The organism is Zobellia nedashkovskayae (assembly GCF_015330125.1).
Classification (GTDB): domain Bacteria; phylum Bacteroidota; class Bacteroidia; order Flavobacteriales; family Flavobacteriaceae; genus Zobellia; species Zobellia nedashkovskayae.
Map to the genome: position 1 here is coordinate 3672821 of NZ_JADDXR010000002.1, position 18642 is coordinate 3691462.

At 35.6% G+C, this 18642-nt stretch carries 21 protein-coding genes; 11 read left to right on the top strand and 10 right to left on the bottom strand.

What is annotated here, in order from left to right; genetic code table 11:
• The first annotated feature begins 36 nt into the window (after positions 1–36).
• On the top strand, positions 37–993 hold the full coding sequence (locus tag IWB64_RS14930) for a sterol desaturase family protein (RefSeq protein WP_194534762.1): 957 nt from the start codon (positions 37–39) through the stop codon (positions 991–993).
• Between the two features lie 238 nt (positions 994–1231).
• On the opposite strand, the gene IWB64_RS14935 is transcribed toward IWB64_RS14930, so the two are convergent.
• Positions 1232–1609: a DNA topoisomerase IV gene (locus tag IWB64_RS14935; protein WP_194534763.1), complete on the bottom strand. Its 378-nt coding sequence runs from the start codon at positions 1607–1609 to the stop codon at positions 1232–1234.
• Between the two features lie 28 nt (positions 1610–1637).
• Entirely contained in the window at positions 1638–2018 is a 381-nt protein-coding gene (locus IWB64_RS14940; RefSeq protein ID WP_194534764.1) for a helix-turn-helix domain-containing protein, read from the bottom strand.
• A gap of 290 nt (positions 2019–2308) precedes the next feature.
• Between IWB64_RS14940 and IWB64_RS14945 the strand changes: the two genes are divergently transcribed.
• From IWB64_RS14945 to IWB64_RS14955, 3 genes are all read left to right on the top strand, one after another.
• The gene (locus IWB64_RS14945; protein WP_194534765.1) at positions 2309–3418 is read left to right on the top strand and encodes a M14 family metallopeptidase; all 1110 of its coding nucleotides are present in this window, start codon (positions 2309–2311) and stop codon (positions 3416–3418) included.
• Positions 3419–3532: 114 nt separating this feature from the next.
• Positions 3533–4012 (top strand): Lrp/AsnC family transcriptional regulator, encoded by a 480-nt coding sequence (locus IWB64_RS14950; RefSeq protein WP_013995861.1) that lies wholly within the window; start codon positions 3533–3535, stop codon positions 4010–4012.
• Positions 4013–4081: 69 nt separating this feature from the next.
• Positions 4082–4600 (top strand): DinB family protein, encoded by a 519-nt coding sequence (locus IWB64_RS14955; RefSeq protein WP_194534766.1) that lies wholly within the window; start codon positions 4082–4084, stop codon positions 4598–4600.
• A 19-nt stretch (positions 4601–4619) separates the two neighbouring features.
• Here IWB64_RS14955 and IWB64_RS14960 read toward each other — a convergent pair whose 3' ends face one another.
• Both IWB64_RS14960 and aroB read right to left on the bottom strand, forming a co-directional pair.
• Positions 4620–4940 (bottom strand): hypothetical protein, encoded by a 321-nt coding sequence (locus tag IWB64_RS14960; protein ID WP_194534767.1) that lies wholly within the window; start codon positions 4938–4940, stop codon positions 4620–4622.
• Positions 4941–5071: 131 nt separating this feature from the next.
• Positions 5072–6136 carry a 3-dehydroquinate synthase gene (aroB, locus tag IWB64_RS14965; RefSeq protein WP_194534768.1) on the bottom strand — a complete coding sequence of 355 codons (1065 nt, stop codon included), beginning with the start codon at positions 6134–6136 and terminating at the stop codon, positions 5072–5074.
• Positions 6137–6262: 126 nt separating this feature from the next.
• On the opposite strand from aroB, the gene IWB64_RS14970 reads away from it, so the two are divergent.
• A complete protein-coding gene (locus IWB64_RS14970; RefSeq protein WP_194534769.1) occupies positions 6263–7429 on the top strand; it encodes a proline dehydrogenase family protein in 1167 nt (388 codons plus the stop codon).
• Between the two features lie 37 nt (positions 7430–7466).
• On the opposite strand, the gene IWB64_RS14975 is transcribed toward IWB64_RS14970, so the two are convergent.
• From IWB64_RS14975 to porX, 6 genes are all read right to left on the bottom strand, one after another.
• The gene (locus IWB64_RS14975; protein ID WP_194534770.1) at positions 7467–7847 is read right to left on the bottom strand and encodes a DUF4258 domain-containing protein; all 381 of its coding nucleotides are present in this window, start codon (positions 7845–7847) and stop codon (positions 7467–7469) included.
• A 146-nt stretch (positions 7848–7993) separates the two neighbouring features.
• On the bottom strand, positions 7994–9193 hold the full coding sequence (locus IWB64_RS14980) for an alanine dehydrogenase (protein ID WP_155596594.1): 1200 nt from the start codon (positions 9191–9193) through the stop codon (positions 7994–7996).
• A gap of 108 nt (positions 9194–9301) precedes the next feature.
• Complete coding sequence (locus IWB64_RS14985) at positions 9302–9976, bottom strand: hypothetical protein (RefSeq protein ID WP_194534771.1); 675 nt, start codon at positions 9974–9976, stop codon at positions 9302–9304.
• 77 nt (positions 9977–10053) lie between these two features.
• The gene (locus tag IWB64_RS14990) at positions 10054–10200 is read right to left on the bottom strand and encodes a peptidase m28 (protein WP_194534772.1); all 147 of its coding nucleotides are present in this window, start codon (positions 10198–10200) and stop codon (positions 10054–10056) included.
• A gap of 191 nt (positions 10201–10391) precedes the next feature.
• Positions 10392–10802, bottom strand: coding sequence for a tRNA (adenosine(37)-N6)-threonylcarbamoyltransferase complex ATPase subunit type 1 TsaE (gene tsaE, locus IWB64_RS14995; RefSeq protein ID WP_194534773.1), 411 nt, complete (start codon positions 10800–10802; stop codon positions 10392–10394).
• A 13-nt stretch (positions 10803–10815) separates the two neighbouring features.
• Positions 10816–12357: a T9SS response regulator signal transducer PorX gene (gene porX, locus IWB64_RS15000; RefSeq protein ID WP_194534774.1), complete on the bottom strand. Its 1542-nt coding sequence runs from the start codon at positions 12355–12357 to the stop codon at positions 10816–10818.
• Positions 12358–12502: 145 nt separating this feature from the next.
• On the opposite strand from porX, the gene IWB64_RS15005 reads away from it, so the two are divergent.
• From IWB64_RS15005 to IWB64_RS15030, 6 genes are all read left to right on the top strand, one after another.
• On the top strand, positions 12503–13732 hold the full coding sequence (locus IWB64_RS15005) for an HD domain-containing protein (RefSeq protein ID WP_194534775.1): 1230 nt from the start codon (positions 12503–12505) through the stop codon (positions 13730–13732).
• A 23-nt stretch (positions 13733–13755) separates the two neighbouring features.
• Entirely contained in the window at positions 13756–14805 is a 1050-nt protein-coding gene (gene lpxD, locus IWB64_RS15010; protein ID WP_194534776.1) for a UDP-3-O-(3-hydroxymyristoyl)glucosamine N-acyltransferase, read from the top strand.
• Positions 14786–16171: a bifunctional UDP-3-O-[3-hydroxymyristoyl] N-acetylglucosamine deacetylase/3-hydroxyacyl-ACP dehydratase gene (locus IWB64_RS15015; protein ID WP_194534777.1), complete on the top strand. Its 1386-nt coding sequence runs from the start codon at positions 14786–14788 to the stop codon at positions 16169–16171. Before lpxD ends, IWB64_RS15015 begins: the two co-directional genes overlap by 20 nt.
• 1 nt (position 16172) lies before the next feature.
• Complete coding sequence (lpxA, locus tag IWB64_RS15020; protein ID WP_194534778.1) at positions 16173–16958, top strand: acyl-ACP--UDP-N-acetylglucosamine O-acyltransferase; 786 nt, start codon at positions 16173–16175, stop codon at positions 16956–16958.
• A gap of 82 nt (positions 16959–17040) precedes the next feature.
• A complete protein-coding gene (gene efp / locus IWB64_RS15025) occupies positions 17041–17607 on the top strand; it encodes an elongation factor P (RefSeq protein ID WP_194534779.1) in 567 nt (188 codons plus the stop codon).
• A gap of 65 nt (positions 17608–17672) precedes the next feature.
• Complete coding sequence (locus tag IWB64_RS15030; RefSeq protein WP_194534780.1) at positions 17673–18605, top strand: UDP-3-O-(3-hydroxymyristoyl)glucosamine N-acyltransferase; 933 nt, start codon at positions 17673–17675, stop codon at positions 18603–18605.
• Positions 18606–18642 lie beyond the last annotated feature (37 nt).

An 18642-nucleotide genomic window follows, 5' to 3' on the forward strand; every position in this document is an offset into this window, starting at 1 on the left:
TAATAATGCTATCTTTGCAAAAAAAATTGTTTTAATATGGACTTGACAAACCCCCTAATTTACGGCGTACCTTGCTTTTTAGCATTTATATTGCTGGAAATCTCTTATAGCCACACTCATGGAGATAAAGACCTTTATGTGTGGAAAGACTTTTTTGCTAGTGGTGCAATGGGTGTTGGTTCGGCAATTTTGGGTCCGCTTATTAAAATTACCGTCTTAATTACAGTTTTTACTTATACCTATGAGTTTTTTAACCCTATTGTAGATGGTGTAAGAACTAATATTATGGGATATGAATCTTTTGGTTATGCTTGGTACGTATTTGTAGCATGTCAATTAGCGGATGATTTTACATATTATTGGTTTCACAGAGCAAATCATGAGGTAAGAATACTTTGGGCAGCTCATATAGTACATCACTCTTCAGATCATTTTAATTTAGGTACGGCCATCCGTAACGGTTGGTTTACATTACTTTACAAGCCTTTCTTTTATATGTGGATGCCGGCAATTGGCTTTCCTGTTGAAGTGGTAATTTTCGCTTTGGCTATTGAGTCTTTCTGGCAGTTTCAGTTGCATTCTCAGTATGTTCCTAAAATGGGATGGGTAGAAAAGATTTTTAATACCCACACCATGCACCAAGTGCACCATGCGCAAAATGTAGAATATTTAGATAAGAATCACGGTGGTTTCTTAAATATCTTCGATAAGATTTTTGGTACTTGGAAAGAGTTAGATGATGATGTTGAAGTTAAGTTTGGAGTTATTCACGCGCCAAAATCTTATAATCCAATTGTGATTTTAACTCACGAGTTTAAGGATATTTGGGCCGATGTAAAAAAAGCAAAAAAGTTTTCTCATAAACTGATGTATATTTTTGGGCCTCCTGGGTGGAGTCCTGATGGCAGCACGCTTACGGTTAAGCAGCAGCAACGTCTATCTAGGGAGCACAAGGAAAATAGTCCTGAGGTTGCGTTCAGTAGACCGAACTAGATGGTAATTAATATTGAATCATATAAAAAAGCCCGACTTATTAAGTCGGGCTTTTTGTTTTTATGTGTGCTGATTTTATCATCTTTAAAATCGAGCACCTAGAGCGCTTATTTTCTGAAAGCAAGAACCATGTATTAAAAATATTGTCTTCTGTGTTAGGATAGCCTATACGAGCTAGTTTTAGCTAGTTGTCACATAGTATCTCATAAGAAAATAGTACTAGAAGAATATTACGTTATTATTTAGTCCTAATAGCAGTTCCTCTGTCGTGTTTGCTTTCTCCTACAATGTTGTACTCAAAAATATAAGAATCAGCTGTCGTGGATAGTATTTTCATATGAACGGACTGTTCTTCGGACTTGTTCTTTGGGTCAAGTTTTTTTACAATGTACTCACAGTCGTTAATCCAGCGTACAGATGAAGAATCTGCCTTGCCGTCAAAATAATCAATCTCTAAGTCGCCTTTTCGTAGAAAAATAGTGGTTTTTTCTTCATCACCTATCGTAGTTGTAAACGCAAATTTTCCGTCTTTAAATTCGGTACAATTCCTTTCTGGTTCATAACAAGAGGTCATTAAGATTAATGCGGTAAGTATGGGGAATGTTTTCTGTATCATCAGTACAAAATAAAGAAATTAAAGCCTATTAATTGTTATAAGCTTCAAAACTTCCGTCAGAATAAAAAATAATAATTTTCTCTATTGTCTTTTTAGATTTTGGCAACGCTTTCACGGGTGATTCTTCTAGAGCAGCTTTTGGTACGGGCGGGGATATAGTATGTGTTGTTGCTTTTTCGGCATCAGAAGGGAACGAGCCTTTTCCGTTCAGTAGCCAATATAAGTTTACATCAGGAAATACATTCACTACTTTAAGAACAAAGTCTAGGCTAGGTTTGTTTCTTCCGGATAGCAGGTGCGAAATACTTGAGCGCTGCACATTGATTTTATCGGCAAAGCTAGAAGCTGAAAGCCCATAATACTGCAGTAGATGCTCTAGACGCTTAATAAAATCCGTTGTGTTTACCATTGTAACTAATATTAGGATAAAAGTAGTGAAAAGACATCGATATTCTATATAAAATATAATTTAGAGGTCTATTTGTTATATTTCAAAGTTTAAATAAAAGTGCATTAGTAACTGATGTTCAATAAATTAAGTTGATTTTAGAATTAACCTAGTTTTTCTGACGATTTTACGGTTACAATTGTAGCGAATCAATAACCTTTCTTAAGATGCTATGTTTACAAATGTATATTTTAGCAGTTACAATTGTAAAATATTAAGGAGTTATTTTTGCAACTCAAAATAATGACCAAATGAGTATTTCACAATCTGAGTATAGATCCATTAAGGAAAAATCCGTTAGCGGACGTTATGTGATTAATGAACAAATTTTAGATTTTCTGGAAAAGAATAAGAAGCAACTACTCATAAAAACAGTTGGTAAATCTGTTCAGGGGCGTGAGATAAAAAGTCTGCAATTAGGTAAAGGACCAAGTAAAATTTTAATGTGGTCACAAATGCACGGTAACGAATCTACAACCACAAAGGCAGTTTTAGATTTTGTAAACTTTCTAAATGCAGGTTCAGTTTCTGCTAAACTTATTTTGGAACATTGCACTCTTTTAATCATACCTATATTAAATCCTGATGGCGCTGCAGTCTATACGCGAATAAATGCAAATGAGATAGATTTGAACAGAGATGCTCAGAATAGAACTGAATCAGAAAGTGTGGTGTTAAAAAATGTCTTTGATGGATTCAAACCAGATTATTGTTTTAACCTTCATGACCAACGTACTATTTTTAATGTAGGTAAAACTCCTAAACCGGCAACGGTGTCATTTTTGGCGCCTGCTCATGATCCGGAAAGGAGTATATCAAGAACAAGAGGTATTAGTATGCAGTTAATAGTTGCCATGAATCAAGTTTTGGAAGAAATGATTCCAGGCCAAGTAGGTAGGTATGATGATGGTTTTAATGCCAATTGTGTAGGTGATAGCTTTCAGATGCTTAACGTGCCCACTATATTGTTTGAGTCTGGTCACTACCCTAAGGATTATGAACGTGAACATACCAGAGAGTATATTTTTCACGCTATTTTACAAGGGGTAACTGTTGTAGCTGAAAATGCAATCCATAAATTTCAACAAAAAGACTATTTTAAAATACCTGAAAACGGAAAACTCTTTTTTGATGTGTTAATTAAAAATGCGCATATTATTGATTCAAGTTTAGCAGATGGTGAGGCCATAGGAGTGCTTTATAAAGAGGTGTTAAAAGAAGGCTCGGTCGCATTTGAACCTTTAGTCGATAAAAAAGGTCCTCTTGTCGAATGCTATGGTCATGAAACCTATGACTGCCTTAATGAAATTAATTTGAAAGAACTTAGGCAACAGTCTTTTTATCAGATGATTAAAGGTTGATGTTTTGAGCTTTATTTTTTAAAATCATTAAATCCTTACGTTTTTGTTAAAAAAATACAACTTTTAATGCGTATTATGCTATAATTATTTATTTTTGCCAAAAACACAATCATAATGGGAAAAGTAAAATTAGACGAGATTGATCACCAGATTCTGGATATGTTAATAGATAATACCAGAACTCCATTTACTGATATAGCTAAAAAACTCTTGATTTCTGCGGGAACTGTTCATGTTCGTGTTAAGAAAATGGAGGAAGCTGGTATTATAAAAGGATCATCGCTTACATTAGATTATGTAAAACTTGGCTACGCTTTTATTGCTTATGTTGGTATATTCTTAGAAAAGACACACCAAACAAAATTTGTTTTAGAGCGTTTGGAGCAAATTCCAAATGTTACTGTAGCGCATATTACAACAGGGAAATTCAATATTTTCTGTAAAATTAGAGCAAAAGATACCAATCATGCTAAAAACATTATTTTCAGGATTGATGATATAGATGGGATTAGCCGTACGGAAACTATGATTTCACTAGAAGAAAGTATAAATGATAAAAAGAGGTTGATGCATACAATTTTCAACGAATTGTAGAAAACTCTTTAAATAGTAATCTAAATTCCTGGGTAGTTATTCTGCGCAGGATTTTTTATTTTATATCATATGAGAACTTCAGAACTTATTATTTCGGAACCTATCCCTTTTTATAAAGCATATATAGATGTATTAGGGGATGTTGAATTGTTGGACATACTTGAAGGTCAGCTAAAGAATTTCCCTAATTTCATAGAGAATATTCCCGAGAGCAAACTTAATTATGCATACGAACCGGAAAAGTGGACTATTGCCCAAGTACTTTTACATATTATAGACTCTGAGCGTGTATTTCAATACCGTTCATTGCGGTTTTCAAGAGGTGACAAAACTCCTTTACCAGGATTTGAACAAGATTTGTATGCTCCAAACTCTAGAGCTGAAACACGTTCAAAACAGAGTATTATAGAGGAATACCAAGCAGTAAGACAATCTACTATTACGCTTTATAAAAGTTTTAATGTAGAAACTTTAAAAAATGAAGGGGTAGCCAGTAACTTGCCTTGGAATGCAGCAATTTTGGGTTTTGTTATTTGTGGTCACCAAAAGCATCACCGCAATATATTGCGAGAACGTTATCTTTTGTAAAATTTAGAAATGCCTGTTGCTAGTCTTGGTCTTCAGAATCAAACTTTGCTTCATTATCTGATTCGTAATTTTGATTCTCTGCGTCTACGGGCTGTGCTACCTTTTCAAGTTCCTTTTCAATATTTTCTTCAAAATTCGCGATGAAATTAGAAAGACTCTTGCTGATTTTTACGAGGTAAATGGTATCCTCTGTTTTGAGCTCAACGGCTTCAATTGTTTCTCCCTTAAGGTTTTTGAAAACAATGATGTCATCATCACCGTAACCGTCAGAATAAGTTTCAATTAATAAAGCACCAAGTTTGTGATCTAACTTTTTGTAATCAACTAATTTACGTAACATAGTAGGTTGGTTTTGACCCCGTTAAATAAGGGTAGGTTATTGATTTGGGTTATAAATCTTTACCTAAACTATGTATTTTTTACGATCAAATACCTAAAGAGTTGTCAAACTAGAGAAATTAGTATCTGTAACTATTGTTCGGCGTAGTATGCGAAAGCATCTTGATATAAAACGTCGGGAATTTGAATGTCAATTTCTGGTTTTCCGATAGCGGAAATTAGAACGAAGTTGATGTTGCCATGCGAGTTTTTCTTATCGAACTTTAATAAGCTTAGAATAGTGGTAATATCTTCTTTTGTGAAACTTACTTTTTCATAATGAGATAGGAATGTAGCTTTTATATCTGCCAACTCAAAATCTGACAAGCCAAGAAGTTCTTTAGATAAGTATGCTTCAAGAATCATACCTATACCAATGGCTTCACCATGTAGCAAGGTTTTGTGTATTTTGCTTTCAAGAAAATAAGATTCAATAGCATGCCCTAAAGTGTGTCCGTAATTTAATATTTTTCGTAAATGTTGTTCTGTTGGGTCTTGGCGTACTACTTCGTTTTTAATAACAACGGAGTCGTATATCAAATCGTCAATGTGCAAAAAGTCGGTCACTTTTTTCAGGGTTTCCCAGTATGCATTACTTTGTATAAGCCCATGTTTTAGCATCTCGGCAAAACCACTACGCAATTGTCTTTCTTCTAATGTTTTTAAGAAGCTCGTAATAATAAGTACCATTTCTGGTTGGTTGATAACACCAATTTGGTTTTTTAAAGGACCAAGGTCAACACCTGTTTTTCCTCCTACTGAAGCATCAACCATAGATAATAGGGTAGTGGGTACGTTTATAAAGTCTATGCCTCTTTTAAAAGTAGAAGCTACAAATCCTCCTAAATCTGTAAGAACACCACCACCTAGGTTAAGAACAATACTCTTACGGTCGCCATCAAGTTCTGATAATGCACTCCATACACCTGTGCAGGTCTCTATGTTTTTATTTTCTTCTCCAGATTCTATTTCAATAATCTCAAAATCATAGTCACCTTGTATTTGAGACATAAATGCTGGTAAACAATTTTCGTGGGTATTTTCATCTACGAGAATGAAAATTTTAGAATACGCCTTGTTGGATAAATGAACGTTTAGAGCGTCGTAAGCTCTTTGGTTAAAATGAACGGCGTAAGAAGAAGTTGTTATAGACTGCATTAATGGTTTGTTTTAGTTCCGCTTGCGCGATTTTTTTTAACGACTAATACACAAAATAAAGCATATTTTTTTTCTAAAGAATAGAAAATGTGTCTTTATATTTGGTACCACTAGAAATAACATTAAATGAAACGCATTTTTGAAGATACCGCAACGGCTTTTGCCTTGAAAACCGACTCAGAACTTGAGCGAGCTTATTTTTTATTCCGTATGATTGCCAATGAACCTCTTGTAAGAATTGGTACGGCAATGACGAATTTTGCAATAAAAGCGCATCTTCCTGTGGAAGGGTTAATTAGGGCAACCGTGTTCGATCATTTTTGTGGTGGTGTAAATGAGAAAGATTGTATGCCGGTTGTTGACAGGATGTATACTAAAAACGTGTGTTCTGTTTTAGATTATTCAGTTGAAGGCAAAGATACCGAAGACCCTTTTGATGACGCTATGGCCATGATTTTGACAGTCTTGGATTTTGTTAAAGAAAAAGATGCTATTCCTTTTGCTGTTTTTAAACCTACTGGTTATGGTAGATTTGCGCTTTTTCAAAAACTGAGTGAAGGAAAAGCATTGACAGAAAAAGAACAGGCAGAGTGGCAAAGAGTAGTGGCTCGTTTTGATAAAACGTGTAAAAAAGCACATGATTTAGATGTCTCCCTGCTTATTGATGCGGAAGAAAGTTGGATGCAGGGTGCTGCCGATCAACTCGTTGAAGACATGATGCGAAAGTATAATAAGAAGAAAGCTATTGTGTTTAATACATTGCAAATGTACCGTTGGGACAGGTTAGATTACTTAAAAGATCTTCAACTACGTGCTAACCGAGACAATTTTAGGATTGGAATGAAAGTTGTTCGTGGCGCTTATATGGAGAAAGAAAACGATAGAGCCGAAGAAAATGGGTATAAATCACCTATTTGTGTTTCAAAACAAGAAACCGATGAGAATTTTGATAATGCCGTAGCTTATATAGTGAATCATTTAGATACCGTTTCAATATTTTCAGGAACGCATAATGAGGATAGTTCATATAAGTTAATGGCTCTTATGGAAGAAAAAGGCATATCGAATAATGATAACCGTGTTTGGTTCGGGCAATTGTATGGCATGAGTGACCATATTTCCTTTAATCTTGCGGATAAAGGTTATAATGTGGCTAAGTATTTGCCATTTGGTCCGGTACGGGATGTAATGCCTTATTTAATTCGTCGTGCAGAAGAAAATACCTCTGTAGCAGGACAGACAACCAGAGAGTTGTCTTTGTTGAAAAAGGAAAGACAGCGAAGAAAAATTTAATACAAATGGCGTCCAGAACAACAGTTTTGGGCGTTTTTTAATAAGTAATGGATTCTAAAAGAGCTTTTTCTCTACAGTTTTTAATTCTCAGAACAGCTTCTTTATCCTTTAAAGTACCTTCTATTATGTAAGTTTTACATGGGGTGGTTTTGGTTTCGCTATTTGAGAAATCTACCTCGCCATTTTTTAAGATGTTGATGATATCTAGGGTGTCAATCTTCTTTTCAGAAAATAGCCTACTTACGTCTTCAGAATAGGACATTTGTTTTGAGCGGATATCCTTAAGCGTCCTACAGTTTGGGAAATAGCAAAATGAAACACCCGTTTCATCTGATTTTTTCTTTAAAATAAACGTCAAAAAAACGATTCCGATAGAAAGTCCAATAAGATAAAAACCCAAACGTTTTAAAAAATCCATTATCTCTTAACTGAAATTAGTGTTCTGTATTTTCGGTTTTTATAGGTATTAGATATAGCCAAAGCAACCTGTTCAAAACGGAGGCAAAAATAGTAATAAACCACCTATTTATGGTAGGGAAGGTAAATTGATATTGAAATTAACCTTTAAAAAATAAGGAAATTGATGTCACTGTACTGTAAATCAAACCATTCACCTACAGATTTGTTGGTTAAAATACCATGATACATATAGAGTCCATTTCGTAAACCTTTATCAAAACGCAGTGAATTCTCTAGACCGCCATTTTCGCCCAATTCAAGTAAATAAGGGGTGAAAATATTACTGATAGAAAGCGTTGCCGTTTTTGGATAGCGAGAAGGGATGTTAGGAACACCGTAGTGTATTACACCAAATTTCTCAATGGTGGGTTTGTTGTGTGTAGTTACTGTGCTTGTTTCAAAACACCCGCCCATATCTATGCTCACATCAATAATAACGGCGCCTTTTTTCATGTGTTCTACCATGCTGCTGGTGACTACTACGGGTGACCGGTCTTTACCGCGGGTAGCACCAATGGCTACATCGCAACGTTTTAAAGATTTTAAAAGGTTTTTAGGCTGAATAGTAGAAGTATATACTGTTTGCCTAAGATTGGATTGAATACTACGTAATTTAGAAATTGAATTGTCAAAAATTTTGACATTTGCACCAAGCCCAATGGCGGAGCGAGCAGCGAATTCTCCTACCGTACCTGCTCCAATAATAACCACTTCAACAGGTGGAACACCGCTTATATTCCCGAACATGAGTCCGTTACCATCATTGGTAGCAGCCATGATTTCGGAAGCGATAAGAACGGAAGATATTCCTGCAATTTCACTTAGTGAGCGCACAGCCGGGTATTTACCATCTTCATCACGGATATACTCAAAAGCAATGGCGGTAATTCGTTTCTTGGCCATCTTTTCAAAATAGGCCTTACTCTGTGTTTTTATTTGTAAAGCTGAAATAATGGCCGTTTGCGGATTCATCATTTCAAGTTCTGAAAGTGTTGGCGGCTCTACTTTTAGAAGTAGCGGACAGGAAAACACTTTTTTTGTATCTCGGGTTATTTCTCCTCCCGCATTGGTGTATTCTAAATCTGTATAATGGGCACCTTCTCCGGCTCCGGATTCAATGAGTACACGATGACCGTTAGCAGTTATGGCATTTACCGCATCTGGGGTAAGGCAAACACGTTGTTCTTGATATTGGTTCTCTTTGGGGATGCCAATAAATAGTTCGCCCTTTTGACGAAGAATTTCCAAGGTTTCCTCTTGTGGAAGCAACTGGTGTTTGCTAAAAGGAGAAGATGGTTGGTTCATAGTTTTTACTTCTAATCGTACGATACGCGATTAATAGTAAAAATACGACATTTTGTTGAATTTTGGATGATATCATACTTTGCGATATCGTAAAATAAGTAAGGTAAATTAGAATTTAGGTCGAAGCCAGTTGCTACATCTAAGCTGAAATTGCTTAAAGGTATATTCTATATTATCTGTAGATAGCTTGGTGTCTATTTTATCTGATAAGGATTTGTATCCTGAAGAATTTCTGGAGGTTTCTTTAGCAATGAATTTATCTACTTTTTTATCAATAGCCTGTGATGCTTGCTTTTTCTTTAAAGCGGTCAATTCTGCCTCCATGGCTTCTAAATCTATTCCGTGCACGTATTTATCCACAAGTTTGAGTCTTATGAAGTAAACAACGGGTATAACTACCATGCAGACACCTAATAAATATAATATTTCATTTTCATCAATTTTTTTAATATCCTCACTGAGAACACTATAAAGTTGAAAACTGTACATGGCTATTGGAATTAATAAGGCATGATACCACCATTGTTTACAGGTCGTAAACCATATAGTCAAAAGTGCTAGAGGTACAAATTTCCCAATATAAAAATAAAATGCAGTAGATACATCTTTATAGCCGTTATTGGTAAATTCAATCCAAAAAACAGTCCAATTTTCATCTGATTTTAAAGGGATGTATTTGTAAAAATAAAATATCAAAGGAGTTATCGCTAAAAAAATAGCTATCAAACCTTCTATAATTAATTTTTTCCGTATTTGATTTTTATCAACCATAATCAGTACCATAACTCTAAAGATGAGATTATATTGCGTAAAAAAAGCACCTTATTAAAGTGCTTTTCAAATAAAAATAAGATTCTTAATTAATGTCTACCGCCATCAATTTCGGCAGTTTTCTTATCGATAGAATTAGTTTCATATAAGCTATCATCTTCAGATGTATTGCTTGAATCACAAGAAACGGCTAATAAAGTTGCACATGCTAAAAGACCAAATACTAAATTTTTCATTTTGAGGGGTTTTAAATTAAAAATCAATTAGTTATTTCAGCGAAAGTAGGAAAAAAAAGCTTCAAATGTACGTCTTTAAACGTTAAAACAGAACAACTTAGCCGAGAAACCTTACACTTTAACTAATTTAACAAGTTTTGGACAATAACCTATACTTCAAACAATGTTTTTACCTCTTAGTGAAAAGTGTTTTAAGAAATTTTAATTTGGCGGGTTTGCATATCTACTACTTCAATGAAAACATTAGTGCTGTTCTCTGGTAGAAAAGATTTTATTTTTTCTGGCCATTCTATAAAAATCCATACATCCTGATTTAAATAGTCTTCAAAACCCATGTCCAATGCTTCCATTTCATCATTTATGCGGTAGAAATCAAAATGGTAAGCTAATAGTTGCCCTTCTTTACTTTCGTATTCGTTTACAATACCAAAAGTGGGGCTGTTTCCTGCATTTGCAACGCCAAGGTGTTTTACTATAGCTTTAATCAATGTGGTTTTGCCGGCACCCATTGGTGCGTGAAATAGGAGTACCTTGCTTTTGGCATTTTCAATTACCTTTTTGGCAATTTCACTAATTTCATTTTCGGTGTATATAATATCCATAATTAGAGCAATACTATTTTGGTGATAGAACTATGAATGGTATAATCATCTCTTCCAAAGAAACCCCGCCGTGCTGGTAGGTGTTCCGGTAATAGTTAACGTAGTGATTGTAGTTGTTGGGATAAGCAAAGAATAGGTCGTTTTTTGCAAATATAAAGGAACTACTCATGTTTATACGGGGCAAATGAATCTGGGCAGGGTCTTTGGCTGCCAAAACGTCTTTGTTTTCATAGGTAAGACTTCGTCCTGTTTTATAGCGCAGATTAAGGCTCGTATCTTTATCGCCAATTACCTTAGAGGGTTGTTTTACATTAATGGTTCCGTGGTCTGTGGTAATAATTAACTTCATCCCCATTTGTTGCGCTTGCTGAATAATTTCTAACAAGGGTGAGTTTTTGAACCAACTCTGCGTAAGAGACCTATAAGCTTTATCATTACTAGCCAATTCTTTAATGACTTCCATCTCTGTCTTTGAATGTGAAATCATATCCACAAAGTTGTACACGAGTACGGTTAGGTCGTTATCTTTTTGCGATTTAAAGTTCTGAAACAGATTTTTACCTTGTTTTAAAGAGCTTATTTTATGATATTCCCATTTTAGGTTTAGGCCTAATCTTTTTATTTGTTCGCCTAGAAAATCGGCTTCATGAAGGTTTTTGCCACCTTCATCCGTGTCGTTTTTCCACCATTTTGGATACTTTTTCTCCATGGCCATTGGAGTAAGGCCAGAAAAAATAGCGTTACGGGCATACTGCGTAGCGGTGGGTAAAATGCTGAAATAAGACTCTTCCTTGTTCTTTTTGTAAAAAGAACTTACGGTATCTTCAAAAGCATACCACTGGTCATAACGAAGGTTGTCAATAACCAAGAGTAGGGTAGGTCCGTCTTTTAGCTCAGGCTTTACGAGGTCCTTAAATAAGGTATGCGAAAGAACAGGGCCATCCCCGTCAAACCAGCTTTCGTAGTTTCTTTCCACAAATTTGCCAAAATGGGTATTTGCTTCGGCTTTTTGAGATTCTAGAATTTCGAACATGCTATTGTCTTCAATATCTTCTAGACGTAGCTCCCAATATATTAGCCTTTTGTAAAGGTCCACCCATTCTTCAACTGAATTCACCATAGATAAATCCATGGCTATCTTCCTGAACTCCTGCTGATAGTTGGATGTTGTTTTTTCTGAAACGAGACGCGAATGGTCAAGGTTCTTTTTTAAGGATAGAAGAATCTGGTTTGGGTTTACGGGCTTAATTAGGTAATCGGCAATTTTGGAGCCAATAGCTTCTTCCATTATAAATTCTTCCTCGCTCTTGGTAATCATTACAACAGGAATGGATGAATCTAATATTTTTATCTCAGCTAAAGTTTCCAATCCTGATATTCCGGGCATGTTCTCATCCAGAAAAATAATGTCAACTCTGGATTTCTGCAACTCTTCTAATGCTTCTTGTCCACTTTGACAGGTGATAACATCATAGCCTTTTCCTTGTAAAAATATAATATGTGGTTTGAGTAAATCAATTTCATCATCTACCCATAATATGGAAATCTTATTCATTTAATATACGTATTGCTTCTATTTTAAAACGGTGAAAAATAACCTTCAAAAAACCGAATGGTCATCAAAATATTCATTTACCGAGTCTATTACTTTGTCTTTTGCCTAACTTTACCACTGTGAACATTGCAAAGCAACCCTCATTTTGATAAACTCAAGAAAACTTAAAATTTTTAATGATCCAATTTACGGATTTATTACTATTCCGAACGGACTAATATTCGACCTGATTAATCATCCGTATTTTCAGCGTCTACGAAGAATATCTCAAATGGGCTTGTCCTATTTGGTATATCCAGGTGCTCATCATACGCGCTTTCATCACGCTCTAGGGTCTATGCATCTTATGCAGAACGCCTTGCAGTTGCTGGAATATAAAGGGGTGGAGGTCAGTGAAGAAGAGAAAGAAGGGCTATACGTTGCTATTCTTTTACATGATATTGGGCACGGACCTTTTTCACATGCTATGGAGCATAGTATTGTAGAGAGTACTGATCATGAGCATATTTCGTTGCAGTTTATGGAGGCTCTAAACGAAATCTTTAACGGAAGATTAACGCTGGCCATTTCAATTTTTAAAGGAGAATATGAAAAGCGATTTTTAAATCAGTTAGTATCTAGTCAGTTAGATATGGACCGGTTGGATTATTTAAAACGAGATAGCTTTTATACCGGTGTAGCCGAAGGAAACATCAATTCAGAACGATTAATTACCATGCTTAATGTTGTTGATGGTAATTTAGTGGTGGAGGAAAAGGGGATTTACTCTGTAGAAAAGTTTTTGATGGCCAGAAGGTTTATGTACTGGCAGGTATATTTACATAAAACCGGAATTGTTGCTGAACAACTGTTGATACGTATACTTAAGCGGGCCAAGGAGATTATGCAAGAAGGGCAAATTGTTGTTTGTAGCAATGCGCTTCGGTATTTTATGGAGCACCGAATTGAAAAGAAGAATTTCAATAAAGAAACGCTAAGTATCTTCTCTAAATTGGACGATGTAGATGTATTAGCGGCCATAAAATCATGGCAAGACCATACAGATTTTGTATTGTCAACGTTGTGTGAAATGCTTATAAACAGGCAGTTTTTAAAAGTAAAACTTAAGAACAGCCCAATTGACAAAGCTGTTTTGCAAAAACATATGGACAGGGTTAAAGTAAAACATAATCTGTCTGATCACGAAACGACTTATTTTGTTTTTGAAGGAAAGATAGAGAATAAGGCATATGACCGTCACCATCAGAACATCAATATATTAAGAAAGAATAAAAAGTTGATTGATGTAGCAAAAGCTTCCGATCAGTTAAATCTTAAAGCGCTGTCAAAAACGGTGACAAAATATTATATCTGTTATCCCAAAGATTCTGTTTAACTATTTTTCTTACTTTTGTGCTCATGGTATTTACAGCAGGTCAAATTGCAGGTATTTTAGAAGGTGAATTACTAGGAAATTCCGAGGTTACCGTTCATAAATTGGCCAAAATAGAAGAGGGCGAGGAAGGTACTCTGACTTTTTTGGCGAACCCTAAGTATACTTCTCATATTTATTCTACAAAAGCGTCTATTACGATAGTTAATAAAGATTTTGTTCCTGAGCATGAGCTTAAGACCATTCTTATTAAGGTAGAGGATGCTTACGAGGCTTTTGCAAAAATACTGGAATTTTATAATGAAGTAAAGAACAATAAGAAAGGTATTGAGGAGCCGGTATTCAAATCGGAAACGGCTACATATGGCACCGATTTTTATCTTGGGGCATTTTCTTACTTAGGTAATAATGTTACTATAGGAGATAATGTAAAAATTTATCCCAATGTTTATATTGGCGATAATGTATCCATAGCCAATAACGTAACGATTTTTGCGGGTGCTAAAATTTATTCCGAAACGGTTATCGGAAATAACTGCGTTATCAATAGCGGCGTAGTTATTGGTTCTGACGGATTTGGTTTTAGCCCGGATAAAAACGGTGAATATCAAAAAGTACCACAAACCGGTAATGTTATTTTAAAAGATAATGTAGACGTAGGTGCCGGTACTACTATAGATAGAGCTACTTTGGGTTCTACAATTTTACACAAAGGCGTAAAGCTAGATAATCACATTCAAATAGCGCATAATGTTGAAATTGGCGAGCATACTGTAATAGCGGCCCAAACGGGAATTGCAGGATCTACCAAGATAGGTAGACGGTGTATGATTGGTGGGCAAGTAGGTATAGTAGGACATATTAAGATTGGCGATAACGTAAAGATACAGGCACAATCCGGTATTGGCCGTAACATTAAAAGCAACGAAGTACTACAAGGATCCCCTGCATTAAACTATGGGGATTATAATAAGTCGTACGTTTACTTCAAGAACTTGCCAAAGATTTTGAATAGAATAGACGAATTGGAAAAAAAATACAGCGATCATTACAAGAATGAAACAGAGAACCATTAAGAAAGAGGTTATTTTAAAAGGCGTTGGCCTCCATACCGGTGCCGAGGTAACCATGAAATTTGTTCCCGCACCTGAAAATCACGGGTACGCGTTCAAGAGAGTAGACTTAGAAGGAGAACCGATTATTGAGGCTGATGCCAAATACGTGATCAATACTCAGAGAGGTACCAACTTGGAAAAAAGGGGGGTTAAGATACAGACTTCAGAGCATGTTTTGGCTGCTTTTGTTGGTCTTGAAATAGATAACGTCCTAGTTGAACTGGATGCTCCTGAACCTCCGATCATGGACGGCTCATCAAAATATTTTGTAGAGGCCTTAGAAACTGTTGGTGTTGTAGAACAGGATGCCGAACGTGAAGAATACATTGTAAAAGATGTTATTTCTTATAAGGATGAAGCAACAGGTAGTGAAATAACTGTTATTCCATCAGATACCTATCAGGTAACGACTATGGTAGATTTTGGAACCAAGGTTTTAGGAACCCAAAATGCTACATTAGAGCGGTTATCCGATTTTAAAGGTGAGATTTCCGAAGCACGTACATTTAGTTTTCTTCATGAACTTGAAATGCTCCTTGATAGTGGACTTATAAAAGGTGGTGATCTAAATAATGCCATTGTTTATGTGGATAAAGAGATTTCAGAAGAAACCATGCGAAAGCTAGAAAGCGCATTCGATAAGAAGAAGCTTTCGGTTAAGGCCAATGGTATTTTGGACAACCTTACTTTACATCAACCTAATGAAGCTGCAAGACATAAATTATTAGATGTTATTGGTGATGTAGCTTTGGCGGGTACTCGTATAAGAGGTAAAATAATTGCCAATAAGCCAGGTCACTTTGTAAATACGCAGTTTGCAAAGAAACTGTCTAATATTATAAAATTAGAGAAAAGGAATAAAATTCCACAATACGATTTAAATCAACCGCCTTTGATGGACATCCATCAAATTATGGAAGTACTTCCTCATAGGCCTCCGTTTTTGTTGATTGACCGTATTTTAGAATTATCCGATACACATGTAGTAGGGATGAAAAATGTGACAATGAATGAAAATTTCTTCATTGGTCATTTTCCCGGGGCTCCAGTTATGCCAGGTGTTTTGCAAGTTGAAGCCATGGCTCAAACAGGAGGTATCTTAGTTTTAAGTACTGTTCCTGATCCAGAAAATTATTTGACGTTTTTCATGAAAATGGATAATGTCAAGTTCAAGCAAAAAGTACTTCCAGGTGATACACTAACATTTCACTGTAGCCTTATTACGCCAATAAGAAGAGGTATTTGTCATATGCAAGCGTACGCTTATGCCAATAATAAGCTTGTATGTGAGGCAGAATTAATGGCGCAAATAGCTAAAAAGAAATAGAATGAATCAACCCCTTGCCTACATTCACCCAGGCGCAAAAATTGCTAAGAATGTTGTGGTAGAACCGTTTACTACAATTCACAACAACGTAACGATAGGTGATGGCACTTGGATCGGTTCTAATGTAACCATAATGGAAGGCGCTCGTATTGGAAAAAATTGTAATATTTTTCCAGGTGCCGTAATTTCCGCTCCGCCTCAAGATTTGAAATATAATAATGAAGACACCACGGTAATAATTGGTAATAACACTACCATTAGGGAGTGTGCTACTATTCACAAAGGTACTTCTGATAGGAATAAGACTGTAATTGGTAAAAATTGCCTGATTATGGCTTATTGTCATGTAGCGCATGACTGTATTGTTGGTGATAATTGTATTTTTTCAAACAATTCTACGCTTGCAGGACATGTTACTATTGGAGATAACGTAATTCTTGCCGGCTTGGTGGCTGTGCATCAATTTGTATCTATTGGCCAACATGCTTTTGTTACTGGTGGTTCTTTAGTTAGAAAAGATGTTCCTCCTTTTGTAAAAGCAGCTCGTGAGCCACTTTCGTACGTGGGTATTAATTCCGTAGGTTTACGTAGACGTGGTTTTGTATCAGAAAAGATTCGTGAGATTCAGAATATCTATCGTATTCTTTATCAAAAACATTACAATAATTCACAAGCAACACAAATTATAGAAGCTGAAATGGAAGCTACTCCTGAACGGGACGAGATTCTACAATTTATCAGGGATTCCCAACGCGGAATCATGAAAGGATATTTCAGTAATAATTAATCATAAATTTTTAGTCTGGAGGCTTTGCCGAAGTAGACATAGCGTCCATCATAAAAATCACTTACTAAATAGTATATAAGAAATGGCATCAACATCAGATATTAGAAAAGGACTTTGCATTCGCTACAATAATGATATTTTCAAAATTATTGAGTTTATGCACGTAAAACCGGGTAAAGGGCCAGCTTTTGTACGTACCAAATTAAAAAGTGTTTCTTCAGGAAAAGTATTGGATAATACATTTTCTGCAGGTCATAAAATCGAGGATGTGCGTGTTGAAACGCGTTCATACCAATTTTTGTATCCTGAAGGGGAGACCTTTCATTTTATGAATACAGATGATTATAATCAGATAACCCTTCAGGAAAGTTCATTGGATTCTCCGGGATTATTGAAAGAAGGAGAAATCGTTAAAATTCTTTTCAACACTGAAGATAGTATGCCATTGTCTGTGGAAATGCCTGCTAGTGTTGTTTTAGAAGTTACTTATACAGAGCCAGGTGTCAAAGGAAACACGGCAACCAATGCGACTAAGCCAGCGAAAGTTGAAACTGGAGCAGAGGTAAACGTTCCTTTATTTATTAATGAGGGTGATAAAATTAAAGTAGAGACAGAGAAAGGAACTTATATGGAGCGTGTTAAGGAATAGTCGTTTTTCTTAATTAGCTCACTAAAATATTTTCTCAAAAAATAATAACCGAATATACTGTTCCATTGAAATTTCCGAAGGCTCAATCTCTTAAGAATATTGCTACATTAATCGATTGCGAATATGTTGGCGCTGATGATTTTCAGGTTTTGGGCATGAACGAAATTCATGTGGTTCAGAACGGGGATATTGTTTTTGTAGATCATCCCAAGTATTATGACAAGGCGTTAGCTTCAAAGGCTACTATTGTTCTTATCAATAAAAAAGTTGATTGCCCAGAAGGGAAGGCGCTTTTAATTTCTGATGATCCTTTTCGTGATTTCAATAAACTTTCTGTTCACTTTAGACCCTTTGAAAGGGCAACCAATACTGTGGCCATTTCGGCGGAAATTGGAGAGGATACCATTATTCAGCCTAATGTTTTTATAGGTAACAATGTTAAAATCGGCAAGAACTGTTTGATACATGCAAATGTCTGTCTTTATGATAATTGCGTCATTGGTGATAATGTAATTATTCATTCAGGTTCAGTTTTAGGCGGAGATGCTTTTTACTATAAAAATAGACCTGACGGTTTTGATAAACTTATTTCTTGTGGGAGAGTGGTCATTGAAGATAATGTTGAAATTGGAGCCCTTTGTACTATTGATAAAGGGGTAACTGGCGACACAACTATTAAAAAGGGAACAAAGTTAGATAATCAAGTACATGTTGGGCACGACACCGTTATTGGTGAAAAGTGTCTGATTGCTTCACAAACTGGTATTGCAGGTTGTGTCATAATAGAAGATGAAGTTACGCTTTGGGGCCAAGTTGGTACCAATAGTGGAATTACAATAGGAAAGAAAGCGGTAATTATGGGGCAAACAGGAGTAACTAAATCCGTTGCAGGCGGTAAAAGTTATTTCGGAACACCTATTGAAGAATCACGTGAAAAGCTAAAACAATTGGCTTATGTGAAGAAAATTCCATTCATTCTTAAAAAATTAGAAGAATAAAATGCTGTCTGAGTTCAGATTTCATTTGTAAACCTAT

Excerpts from the sequence above, each read along its gene's own strand:
- lpxD (WP_194534776.1), top strand. The coding sequence starts at position 13,756 with ATGGTATTTACAGCAGGTCAAATTGCAGGTATTTTAGAAGGTGAATTA.
- IWB64_RS14975 (WP_194534770.1), bottom strand. The coding sequence starts at position 7,847 with ATGGATTTTTTAAAACGTTTGGGTTTTTATCTTATTGGACTTTCTATC.
- IWB64_RS14940 (WP_194534764.1), bottom strand. The coding sequence starts at position 2,018 with ATGGTAAACACAACGGATTTTATTAAGCGTCTAGAGCATCTACTGCAG.
- aroB (WP_194534768.1), bottom strand. The coding sequence starts at position 6,136 with ATGCAGTCTATAACAACTTCTTCTTACGCCGTTCATTTTAACCAAAGA.
- lpxA (WP_194534778.1), top strand. The coding sequence starts at position 16,173 with ATGAATCAACCCCTTGCCTACATTCACCCAGGCGCAAAAATTGCTAAG.
- IWB64_RS14970 (WP_194534769.1), top strand. The coding sequence starts at position 6,263 with ATGAAACGCATTTTTGAAGATACCGCAACGGCTTTTGCCTTGAAAACC.
- efp (WP_194534779.1), top strand. The coding sequence starts at position 17,041 with ATGGCATCAACATCAGATATTAGAAAAGGACTTTGCATTCGCTACAAT.
- porX (WP_194534774.1), bottom strand. The coding sequence starts at position 12,357 with ATGAATAAGATTTCCATATTATGGGTAGATGATGAAATTGATTTACTC.
- IWB64_RS14985 (WP_194534771.1), bottom strand. The coding sequence starts at position 9,976 with ATGGTACTGATTATGGTTGATAAAAATCAAATACGGAAAAAATTAATT.
- tsaE (WP_194534773.1), bottom strand. The coding sequence starts at position 10,802 with ATGGATATTATATACACCGAAAATGAAATTAGTGAAATTGCCAAAAAG.
- IWB64_RS14945 (WP_194534765.1), top strand. The coding sequence starts at position 2,309 with ATGAGTATTTCACAATCTGAGTATAGATCCATTAAGGAAAAATCCGTT.
- IWB64_RS14950 (WP_013995861.1), top strand. The coding sequence starts at position 3,533 with ATGGGAAAAGTAAAATTAGACGAGATTGATCACCAGATTCTGGATATG.
- IWB64_RS15015 (WP_194534777.1), top strand. The coding sequence starts at position 14,786 with ATGAAACAGAGAACCATTAAGAAAGAGGTTATTTTAAAAGGCGTTGGC.
- IWB64_RS14990 (WP_194534772.1), bottom strand. The coding sequence starts at position 10,200 with ATGAAAAATTTAGTATTTGGTCTTTTAGCATGTGCAACTTTATTAGCC.
- IWB64_RS14930 (WP_194534762.1), top strand. The coding sequence starts at position 37 with ATGGACTTGACAAACCCCCTAATTTACGGCGTACCTTGCTTTTTAGCA.
- IWB64_RS14955 (WP_194534766.1), top strand. The coding sequence starts at position 4,082 with ATGAGAACTTCAGAACTTATTATTTCGGAACCTATCCCTTTTTATAAA.
- IWB64_RS14980 (WP_155596594.1), bottom strand. The coding sequence starts at position 9,193 with ATGAACCAACCATCTTCTCCTTTTAGCAAACACCAGTTGCTTCCACAA.
- IWB64_RS14960 (WP_194534767.1), bottom strand. The coding sequence starts at position 4,940 with ATGTTACGTAAATTAGTTGATTACAAAAAGTTAGATCACAAACTTGGT.
- IWB64_RS14935 (WP_194534763.1), bottom strand. The coding sequence starts at position 1,609 with ATGATACAGAAAACATTCCCCATACTTACCGCATTAATCTTAATGACC.